The organism is Pseudomonas entomophila (genome assembly GCF_029193575.1).
Classification (GTDB): domain Bacteria; phylum Pseudomonadota; class Gammaproteobacteria; order Pseudomonadales; family Pseudomonadaceae; genus Aquipseudomonas; species Aquipseudomonas entomophila_G.
This window is the reverse complement of record NZ_JARGCS010000056.1, coordinates 361,925-372,163: the sequence shown is the minus strand read 5'-3', so window position 1 is coordinate 372,163 and position 10,239 is coordinate 361,925. Positions and strand designations below refer to the sequence as shown.

The window sequence follows — 10,239 nt, the reverse complement described above, 5'->3', positions numbered from 1 at the left end:
TCAGGCAGCCTGACGGGCGGTGACGAACGCCGCGAGGGTGGCGACGTTGGTGAAGTGGGTGCGGGTGTCCTTGGCGTCGGCGTCGATCTTGATGCCGTAGCGCTTCTGGATCGCCAGGCCCAGCTCCAGGGCGTCCACCGAATCCAGGCCCAGGCCTTCGCCGAAGAGGGTCTGCTGGTCGTCGATGTCCTGCACGCTGATGTCCTCCAGGCCCAGGGCGTCGATGATCAGTTGCTTGATGTCACGGTGCAGGTCTTGCTGTGGATCGCTCATCTGAGGCGAGCTCCTTTATGTAGTGCTGGTGCAGGAAGTCGTTGAGCCGACGCGAGGCGATCGGCGCCGGGCCGAGGGCGGCATAGGCCTGCGGGTCGATGTCGGCGCCGACGTGGAGGCTGAAGTGCACGCGGCGGCAGGGAATGCGGTACCAGGGCTCGTGCTTGGTCAGGGTGGTGGGGCTGACGCGAAGGGTTACTGGCGTGATGATCTTCGCACCGCGCAGGGCGATGGCCGCGGCGCCGCGATGAAAGGTGGGCGTCTGGCCGGGCGGGGTGCGCGTGCCTTCGGGGAAGATGATCAGCGGCTGGCCCTGCTGCAGGGTGGCGACGGCGCTGTCGAGCATGTCCATGCTGCCGTCGTTGCCGATGTACTGGGCTTCGCGCACCGGGCCACGGGTGAACGGGTTGCCGAACAGGCTGTGCTTGACCACGCAATTGGCCTGGCGCACCAGGCCGATGAGGAACACCACATCGATCAGCGACGGGTGGTTGGCGATGATCATCTGGCCGGGTCGGCCCAGGCGTTCGGCGCCCTGCACCTCGTAGGTGAGCACGCCGGCGGCGCGCATGAAGCGCACGAAGCGCCAGAACAGCCAGCCGATGGTGCGCCGGGCGCGTTCGCGGTGGCGCGCGCGGTCGCCGGGCAGGCACGCCAGCAAGGGGAACACCAGCAGGCGCAGGCACAGGCCGCCCACGCCGAACAGGGCGAAGCTCAGGGCGGTGGCCAGCAGGCGCCAGTAGAAGGCGTCGCGGGGCCGGTCTAGGGCTGTCGTTGCCAGTTCCATGCGCGACGCTTCCAGGTGTGGGTAAAGGCTTGGGTGGTGCCGAGCTCGGCTTGCAGCCAGCTCAGGGCATGGGGCAGTGCGGGGCTTTCAGCGCTTGGCGACGGCTGGCCGAGGCTCAGGTGCCATTGCTCGCCGGCCGTCAGGCGCAGGGCCACGGCATAGGCGAAGGGCACATCGTCGATCCACGGGCCGTAGACCTCGGGCGGCTGCTCCTCGGCGACGATCAGCAGCACCGCCGGCGCGCCTTCGCGCAGCAGCGCGGCGGCCTCCAGCAGGCCGTGCTCGAAACCGTCGCCGGCGGCGGCCAGCGCCGTCATCTCGCAAGTTTCGCCGCGCAGGATCGACCACAGGCCGATCACCGCGTTGTGCACCGAGAGGCTGAACTGGGTGGGCGACAGCGGCTGGTGCCCGGCCAGTTCGCTGAGGATCGAGAACGTGCGCGGGGTCTCGCCGTGGCGCGAGACGAACACCAGCGGCATCGGCGCCTGCCCTTCGGCCAGCGGCCAGCCCACGGCGAAGGCCATGCGTGCCAGGTGGCTGAGGCGACGGCGCTGCATGGCCGGCAGGAACGACACGTCCGGCGCCTGCCCGTCGACGGGCGCGAGCGGGGCCCCTGCGGCCCAGGACTGCCAGTCGGCAGGCGTCTGCAGGCCGGGGGCCCAGGCGCGCCATTGGCTGATATCGAAGCTGATCACGATGCTTGTTACTTCCCGCCCTGAGGGACTTCCTTGCCGTGGGAATGACTCGGAACACAGACCTTGCAGGGGAGGCATTTCGCCGAGTAGCAGGCATTATCCCGGTGACGGAGGTGTGTAGCAATTGGCTGTTACATATTTGAACTCAGACAGCATCTCGGCTGGAACGCGTCAAAGTTGACAGATCGCATAAGCAATTTCCGACGGTCGGTCAGGAAAGGTTGTCGGTCGGAGGCCTGGCAACTTGAGCGAAGAGGTGCTGGCCATTGCCGGTTCGGCGACACATACTCGGGCATTCGTTGATACACGGAGGTCTCTCATGCGGCGCGTGGTGTTCAATCAGAAGGGGGGCGTGGGCAAGTCGAGCATTGCCTGCAACCTGGCGGCGGTCAGTGCCAATGAAGGCTACCGGACCCTGCTGATCGACCTGGATGCCCAGGCCAACTCGACCCAGTACCTGACCGGGCTGACCGGTGATGACATTCCCATGGGCATCGCCGATTTCTTCAAGCAGAGCCTGTCCAGCGGGCCGTTTTCCAAGAAGAACACGGTCGATATCTACGAAACGCCCTTCGACAACCTGCACGTGGTCACCGCCACCGCGGAGCTGGCCGACCTGCAGCCCAAGCTCGAGGCCAAGCACAAGATCAACAAGCTGAGGAAGTTGCTAGACGAGCTGGACGAGGATTACGAGCGGATCTACATCGATACCCCGCCAGCCTTGAATTTTTATGCGGTTTCAGCGTTGATCGCCGCTGATCGCGTGCTTATCCCCTTTGACTGCGACAGTTTCTCGCGCCAGGCGCTGTATGGGCTGCTGGCGGAGATCGACGAGCTCAAGGATGACCACAACGAGGACCTGGTGGTCGAGGGCATCGTGGTCAACCAGTTCCAGTCACGCGCCAGCCTGCCGCAGCAGATGCTCGACGAGCTGCTGGCCGAGGGCTTGCCGGTGTTGCCGGTGTACCTGGGGAGTTCGGTGAAGATGCGTGAGTCGCACCATGCGAGCCTGCCGCTGATTCACTTGGAGCCGCGGCACAAGCTGACCCAGCAGTTCGTCGAGTTGCATGACCTGTTGGAGCGCAGTGCCTGAGGGTTCGCGGGGCAAGCCTACAGGGATCGCGTGGGGAGTCAGATGCCTTGCGAACGCAACCACTCGAGCAATGACGGCAGGGGGAACGCCCCCGCCTGCCGCGCCACTTCCCGGCCATTCCTGAACAGGATCAGGCTGGGAATCGAACGGATACCCAGTTGCCCCGCCAGGTTGCGGTTGGCCTCGCTGTCGAGCTTGGCCAGGCGGCAGCGGCCGCTGAGCTGGCGGGCGGCCTGTTCGAACACCGGGGCGAACGACTTGCACGGCCCGCACCAGTCGGCCCAGACGTCCAGCAGCAGCGGCAGGTCGCCCTTGATCTGCGCGGCGTAGCTGCCCTCGTTGAGGTCGAAGGGGGTGGCCAGCAGCACTTGCTGCTTGCAGCGGCCGCACTTGGGGCTGTCGCCCAGGCGTTCGGCGGGCAGGCGGTTGAGGCCATTGCAGTGGGGGCAGGGGATTACTAATGGGTCAGGCATGGCATTTCCTGTTCGATGTGCGCGGACCTTTGTAGGCGCGGGCGTTGTTCATGAGGAGCAACTGATTTCCAGGTGTTTGCCCCACTCCGGCGGGCGCTCGGCGTAGGCGTGCATCCCCGGCTGTTCCTCGAACGGCGTGGACAATACCTGATGCAAGCGCCGCACTTCACTGTAGTCCCCCGCCTCCGCCGCCTCGATGGCCTTCTGCGCCAGGTAGTTGCGCAGCACGTACAACGGGTTCACCGCATGCATTCGCTCACGTCGCCCCTCGGCGTTGCCCGGCTCGCGCTGGCAGCGCGCCAGGTAGTCCTGGCCCCAGGCATCGAAGCCGGCCAGGTCGACGAAGTCGTCGCGCACTACTTTCAACGCCTCGGCCACCGGCTGCTCGCCGAGCCGGCGGAAGAACAGGGTGTAGTCCACGCCACCGCTCTGCATGCGCTGCAGCAGGCGCTCGACCAGCGCCAGGTCGTCGTCCTCGGCAGTGGTCAGGCCCAGGCGGCGGCGCATCAGGTCCAGGTAGTGCGCCTGGTACAGCGGCAGGAACAGGCCCAGCGCCTCCTTCAACGCTTCCACCTCGATCACCGTGGTCAGCGCCTGGGCCAGCGCGCTGAGGTTCCAGTGGGCGATCGGCACCTGGTTGGCGTAGCTGTAGCGGCCACGGTCGTCGGAGTGGTTGCAGATGAAGTTGGCGTCGAAGTCGTCGAGGAAGGCGTAGGGGCCGAAGTCGAAGGTGATGCCCAGGATCGACATATTGTCGGTGTTCATCACCCCGTGGCAGAAGCCATAGGCCTGCCAGCGCGCGATCAGCTCGGCGTTGCGCTCGACGATGCTGCGGAACATCGCCAGGTATGGCTGCTCGGCGTCACGGCATTCGGGGTAGTGCTGTTCCAGCACGTGGTCGATCAGCACGCGTTGCTGTTCGGGCTGCTGGGTGTAGTAGAAGTATTCGAAGTGGCCGAAGCGCACATGACTGTGCGCCAGGCGCAGCAGCATCGCCGCGCTTTCGCGGGCTTCACGCCACACCGGGGTGCTCGAGCCGATCACGCACAGCGCGCGGCTGCTGGGGATGCCCAGCGCGCTGAGGGCTTCGCTGGCGAGGAACTCGCGGATCGACGAGCGCAGCACGGCGCGGCCGTCGCCCATGCGTGAATACGGGGTCTGGCCGGCGCCCTTGAGGTGCAGGTCCCAGTGCTCGCCGGCGTCGTTCAGCACCTCGCCCAGCAACAGGCCACGGCCATCGCCCAGGCGGGGGTTGTAGGAGCCGAACTGGTGGCCGGAATAGACCATCGCCCGTGGGTCGGCCTCTTCCCAGAGCTTGTGGCCGCTGAACAGTTCGGCGAACACCGGCAGTTCGGCCTGCGCGGGGTCGAGGTCGAGCAGGGCCATGGCCGCTTCGCTGGCCACCACGAGACGCGGGTCGGCGATGGGGTCGGGCAGCACCTGGGTGGAGAAGGTGTCGCCCAGGCGGGCGAAGCGGTTGTCGAAGGTCAGTTGGTCGAGCGATTTCACGGGCGGCTCCGGGATCGGTGGAAGGGCCGCGATGCGGCCCGATCGCGGGGCAGGCCCGCGACCGAGGGCGCAGCCCTCGCCCGCATTCTGGGCGGTCAGGCCCGGTGGCGTCCAGTCATGCCGGCTTGGCGCCGTCGCCCCCCTCCTGCAAGATCAACTGTTGCTTGCCGCCCTGGGTGTCCATCAGGAACACCTCCACCTGACGCACCGAAATCTTGATGTTGTGCGCCTTGAACTCGCGGTTGATGTAGCGGTTGATCTCATCCAGGGTGGGGTTGCGGTCGCCCAGGTCGCGCACGTGCATGCGCAGCTCGTGGTCCAGCGAGCTTTCGCCGAAGTTGAGGAAGTACACGATCGGCTCCGGGTCCTTGAGCACCCGTGGGTTCTCGTGGGCGCCCTTGAGCAGTAGCTCGCGCACCAGGTCCAGGTCCGAGCCATAGTCGATGCCCAGCTTCAGGGTCACCCGGGTGACCGTGTCGGTCAGCGACCAGTTGATCAGCTGGCCGGTGATGAAGGTCTTGTTGGGGACGATGATGTCCTTGCGGTCGAAGTCGGTGATGGTGGTGGCGCGGATGCGGATCTTGCTCACCGTGCCGGACAGGTTGCCGATGGTGATGGTGTCGCCGATGCGCACCGGGCGCTCGAACAGGATCATGATGCCGGAGATGAAGTTGGCGAAGATCTCCTGCATGCCGAAGCCCAGGCCCACCGACAGCGCCGCCACCAGCCATTGCAGCTTGTCCCAGCTGACCCCGAGGGTCGACAGGGTGCTGACGAAACCGATGCCGGCGATCGCGTACGACAGCAGCGTGGTGGTGGCGTAGGCGCTGCCCTGGGCCAGGTTCAGCCGCGACAGCACCAGCACTTCCAGCAAGCCCGGCAAGTTGCCGGCCAGGGCGAAGGTGATGCCGACGATCACCAGCGCGCCGAGCAGGTCGCCGAGGCTGATCGGCACCAGGCTGGCGGCGGCGCCGGTGCCGCTGGAGTATTCGTACAGGGTGATGTTGTTGAGGTAGGCGAACACCGAGATGAGGTCCGACCAGACCCAGTACAAACCGCCGATGAAACCGCCGAGCAGGGCCAGGCGAATCAACCGCAGCGACTGCTGGTTGACCTGCTCGATGTCCAGGGTCGGCTCCTCGACCACCACCTCGCCATCGAGCCCTTCCTTGGCCGCCTGGCGCTTGCTCAGCGCGCGCTGGTAGGCCAGGCGCCGCGCCGCCACCGACAGGCCACGCACGAACGCAGCCTCGATCACCAGCCAGAACAGCAGCAGGTACAGGGTGTAGATCAGCCGGTCGGTGAGCTTCAGCGCGGTGTAGTAGTAACCGAAGCACACCGCCACGAACAGGGCGATCGGCAGGGCGGTGAAGGCCACCCCGACGGCCTTGCGGAACAGCGAGGTGTCGCGGTGCGCCGGGCTGCTCAGCAGCAGGCGGCTGAGCAGCCAGGCCATCAGCGCGTAGCAGGTCAGCACCACACCGATGCCGAGCACGTCGTCGGCCAGCGCCGAGGGCTGGTGCTCGGCCACCGCCACCACGCCGACCAGCGCCAGCACCACGGTGCCCAGGCGGCGCACCCAGCCGCGCAGGAACTCGACCTGCGGCTTGTGCCAGCGGAAGTGCACTTCGGCCACGCCCCCTGGGGCCAGGATGCGGTAGGCGGTGTAGAACACCAGCCAGGCCTGGGCCAGTTGCCACAGCGCGGCGCCGAGGTTGGCGTTCTGCCCGCGGGCGTCGATCTGCAGGGCGTAGCTGCCCAGGGCCAGCGCCAGGCTCAACGGCAGTGCCAGGAGGATGTTGATCAGGATCGCCTGTGGCGTGTGCCACTGGCTGTCACGGCGGAAGTGGCCGATGTCCTGGTGCACCTTGTTCAGGCGGTGGTACAGGTAAGTGCGCCGCCACAGCAGCGCGCCGATCGCCAGCAGCAGCGGCAGGAACAGCAGCGGGCGCTGGATCAGGCCGTCGGCCAGCTCCTTGACCCCCGAACCCCAGGGCAGGCTGGCGACCTGGTCGGCCAGGCGCTCGGGCACGTAGCGCAGCCATTCCCAGTCCAGGGGTTTGTTGCTGGGGATCCAGAACATCTGCTCTTCGAGGGTAGTGCGCAGGTTCTGCGCGGTGCTCAGCAGTTGCTTCTGGTTCAGTTGCAGGGTGATCGATTCGTTGAGCAGCGCCGAGAGCTCGCGGTTCAGGCGCTCGAGCAGGTCGCTGCGGGTGATCGCCACCTCCAGCAAGGCCTTGCGCAGGGCGGGCGTTACATCTTCCTGGGGCTGGTTGGCCAGCAGCTTGTCGACGTAGCTGACCGGGCTGCTCATTTGCTCGCGCTGCTGGTTGACCTCGAACTGGTACAGGCGGATGTCGGCGATCTGGTCGGCCAGGTCGCGGTCGACCTTCAGGTGCGGCAGCGCCTGCTTTTGCTTGTAGAGGATCTTCGACAGCAGAAGGCTGCCCTTGAGCACGTTGATCTGCTCGTCCAGGGCCTGGTCGGCCTGGCTCAGGCTGTCGAGCTGCTGCTTGGTCTGCAGGTTCTGCTGGGTCAGTTCGTTGAGCCGGTCGGTGCTCTTGAGCAGGTAGTCGGAGAGCTTGAGGTTGGCCGCGCTCTCGTTGGCCAACAGGGTGCTGCCGCCGGCTTTCTGCGCCTCGATCGACTGCTGGGTGACGGTTTGCTGCGACTGCGCCAGGCGCTTTTCGTTGATCAGCGTCTGCAGGTCCTGGATCTCCTGTTCAAGGCGCGTGGCGCGCTCGATCAGCAGGTCGTGGCGGGCATTGCCGAGGTCTTGCAGCAGGCCGTTGCCGGCCAGTTCCTGGCGGCGTAGCACGGTCAGGGCGTTGAGCGAGGCCAGCTCGGCGTTGAGCTGGTTGCGCTGGTCGGCGGACAGTGCCTTGCCGTTGTCTTTGCCGGCCTTGAGGGTGTTGTTGATCTGTTGGGCGCGGGTCTGGTTGGCGCTGATCTCGGCCTGGGCGCGCTCGGGGCGGGTCTGCGAGTTGATGATCAGGCTGTTGGCTTCGGACAGCGCCTTCTGCAGCTCGCCTTGCTGGGTGCTGCGCTCGCTGAGCATCTGTTCGAGCTGCGGCACGTTGAGGCTGGCGTAGCGCTGGGCCACCGGGGTGGTCTTGCTGTCCTTGAGCTTGGCCAGCTCACGCTGGTTGTCGCGGGTTTCCTGGGGGGCGCTGGCCAGCTGTTGCTTGAGCGCGGCGAGCTTGTTCTCGCTGTCTTCCTGGCTGGCAAGCAGCGCCAGGGTCTGCTCCAGCACCTGCTGCAGGTTCTTCTGCTCGGCTTCGGGCAGCTTGCGCTCGGCGATCTTGTCGAGGCTGGTCTGGACGCTGGTGGCGGTCGGGACCTCGGCCGCCAGGGTGGCGAACGAGAGGGACAGGCACAGCCCGAGCAGGGCTGCGCGGCAATACACGCGCAGGGACATAGGCAGAAATCTTGTGGACCGGGCGAAAAACGCAGTTTAGAGGAACAACCCGGGGCCGGGTCGAGTGCCTTCGGGGAATCTGACGCCCACTTTCTGGATCTTGTTCCCGTCCATCGTCGCCACGGTCCAGATCGTGCTGTGCCATTCGACCTGGTCGCCTACTACTGGAGCGCCTCCGACCTTTTGTCGGATGAACTGTGCCAGCGGCATTTTCGCGTCCAGGCCGTCGAGTTTCAGGCCGTAAAGCGCTGCCACCGCGCCGAGCTCGGCATCGCCTTCGAGGACGAAGTCGCCGAAGAAGCGCAGGTCCAGGCCGCGCTGCGGGGCCTGGCTGAACAGCTTGCCGAGGGCGGGCAGGTTGTGTTCGTGGCCGATCACGCAGAGCATGTCACCGACTTCCAGCACCGTGCTGCCCGATGGGTGCAACAGTTGCTCGCCGCGGAACAGCGCGGCGATGCGCGTGCCCTCGGGCATCTTCAGTTCGCGCAGGGCGGCGCCGATGCACCATTTTTCCGCGCCCAGGCGGTAGACGAACAGCTCCCATTCGCTGGTGATGTGCACCTCCAGCGCGGAACGGGAGATGGGGGCCGGGTCCGGCGGCACGGTGACCTTCAGCAGCTTGGCCATCCACGGCAGGCTGGTGCCCTGCACCAGCAGCGACACCAGCACGATGAAGAACGCCAGGTTGAAGAACAGCTGGGCGTCGGGCAGGCCGGCCATCAGCGGGAACACCGCGAGAATGATCGGCACCGCGCCGCGCAGGCCGACCCAGGAGATGAAGCCCTTTTCCTTGCCGTGGAAGGCCTTGAACGGCAGCAGCGCGGCGACCACCGACAGCGGCCGGGCGACCAGGATCATCCACAGCGCCAGGCCCAGGGCGGGCAGGGCGATGGGCAGCAGGTCGTGGGGCGTGACCAGCAGGCCGAGCACCAGGAACATGCCGATCTGCGCCAGCCAGGCCATGCCGTCGAGCATGTGCAGGATGCCGTGGCGGCTGCGGATCGGCTTGTTGCCCAGCACCAGGCCGCACAGGTACACGGCGAGGAAGCCGCTGCCGTGCAGGGCGTTGGTCAGCGAGAACACCACCAGGCCGCCGGCCACCACCAGGATCGGGTACAGGCCGCCGGCCAGGTTGATGCGGTTGACCAGTTGCAGCATCAGCCAGCCGCCGCCCAGGCCCAGCAGTCCGCCGATGCCGAATTCGCGCAGCAGGTGGGTCAGCAGGCTCCAGTGCAGGCCGGTCTGGCCGCTGGCGATCATGTCGATCAGGGTGACGGTGAGGAACACCGCCATGGGGTCGTTGCTGCCCGACTCGATTTCCAGGGTGGCGGTGACCCGTTCGTTCAGGCCCTTGCCGCCGAGCAGCGAGAACACCGCCGCGGCGTCGGTGGAGCCGACGATGGCGCCGATCAGCAGGCCCTGGATCAGGCTCAGGTCGAACAGCCAGGCGGCGACCATGCCGGTCAGCCCGGTGGTGATGAGCACGCCCACGGTGGCCAGCGACAGCGCCGGCCACAGCGCCACGCGGAAGCTCGCCACCCGCGTGCGCAGCCCGCCATCGAGCAGGATCACCGCCAGGGCGAGGTTGCCCACCAGGTAGGCGGTCGGGTAGTTGTTGAAGATGATGCCGCCACCATCGACCCCGGCGACCATGCCGACCGCGAGGATGATGACCAGGATGGGGATGCCCAGGCGCGACGACAGCGAGCTGACCAGGATGCTTGCGCCCACCAGCAATGCGCCGATCAGGAACAGGCTGTTGATGGTGCTTGCATCCAAAGGCAGGTACTCCGGTACATCGCGGGGGAAGAAGACGTGCTGGCGAGTGAACTAGCATGTCGCGTGCCAATCGATTCTAACCTGATGAATTGGCAGCATGTAAAGCGTTTCTGCAGATGTAGAAAAGGCACCGTATAGGTGCCTTCCGTGGTGCTGAGGTGTGGGGGCGGGCTTGCCCTGCGATAGCGCCCGTCAGAGCAGCGGCGGTGCCA

General features: G+C 66.3%; 8 protein-coding genes. 1 reads left to right on the top strand and 7 read right to left on the bottom strand.

Annotation, left to right across the window (positions count from 1 at the left end; genetic code table 11):
* The 3 genes from P0Y43_RS25405 to P0Y43_RS25395 are packed head-to-tail and all read right to left on the bottom strand — an operon-like array spanning nucleotide 1 to nucleotide 1,755.
* Nucleotides 1-273: a phosphopantetheine-binding protein gene (locus tag P0Y43_RS25405; protein WP_275640000.1), complete on the bottom strand. Its 273-nt coding sequence runs from the start codon at nucleotides 271-273 to the stop codon at nucleotides 1-3.
* Nucleotides 242-1,060: a lysophospholipid acyltransferase family protein gene (locus tag P0Y43_RS25400; protein ID WP_275639999.1), complete on the bottom strand. Its 819-nt coding sequence runs from the start codon at nucleotides 1,058-1,060 to the stop codon at nucleotides 242-244. Before P0Y43_RS25400 ends, P0Y43_RS25405 begins: the two co-directional genes overlap by 32 nt.
* Nucleotides 1,036-1,755: a beta-ketoacyl synthase chain length factor gene (locus P0Y43_RS25395; protein WP_275639998.1), complete on the bottom strand. Its 720-nt coding sequence runs from the start codon at nucleotides 1,753-1,755 to the stop codon at nucleotides 1,036-1,038. Before P0Y43_RS25395 ends, P0Y43_RS25400 begins: the two co-directional genes overlap by 25 nt.
* Nucleotides 1,756-2,074: 319 nt before the next feature.
* Here P0Y43_RS25395 and P0Y43_RS25390 point away from each other — a divergent pair, with 319 nt between their 5' ends.
* Nucleotides 2,075-2,848 (top strand): ParA family protein, encoded by a 774-nt coding sequence (locus P0Y43_RS25390; RefSeq protein ID WP_275639997.1) that lies wholly within the window; start codon nucleotides 2,075-2,077, stop codon nucleotides 2,846-2,848.
* Between the two features lie 38 nt (nucleotides 2,849-2,886).
* Here P0Y43_RS25390 and trxC read toward each other — a convergent pair whose 3' ends face one another.
* The 4 genes from trxC to P0Y43_RS25370 all read right to left on the bottom strand — a co-directional run bounded on the left by trxC (nucleotide 2,887) and on the right by P0Y43_RS25370 (nucleotide 10,027).
* Nucleotides 2,887-3,321: a thioredoxin TrxC gene (trxC, locus tag P0Y43_RS25385; RefSeq protein WP_275639996.1), complete on the bottom strand. Its 435-nt coding sequence runs from the start codon at nucleotides 3,319-3,321 to the stop codon at nucleotides 2,887-2,889.
* A 48-nt stretch (nucleotides 3,322-3,369) separates the two neighbouring features.
* Nucleotides 3,370-4,830, bottom strand: coding sequence for a protein adenylyltransferase SelO (selO, locus tag P0Y43_RS25380; RefSeq protein ID WP_275639995.1), 1,461 nt, complete (start codon nucleotides 4,828-4,830; stop codon nucleotides 3,370-3,372).
* 115 nt (nucleotides 4,831-4,945) lie between these two features.
* Complete coding sequence (gene mscK, locus P0Y43_RS25375; protein WP_275639994.1) at nucleotides 4,946-8,248, bottom strand: mechanosensitive channel MscK; 3,303 nt, start codon at nucleotides 8,246-8,248, stop codon at nucleotides 4,946-4,948.
* A 36-nt stretch (nucleotides 8,249-8,284) separates the two neighbouring features.
* Nucleotides 8,285-10,027 (bottom strand): potassium/proton antiporter, encoded by a 1,743-nt coding sequence (locus P0Y43_RS25370; protein WP_275639993.1) that lies wholly within the window; start codon nucleotides 10,025-10,027, stop codon nucleotides 8,285-8,287.
* Between the last annotated feature and the right edge of the window lie 212 nt (nucleotides 10,028-10,239).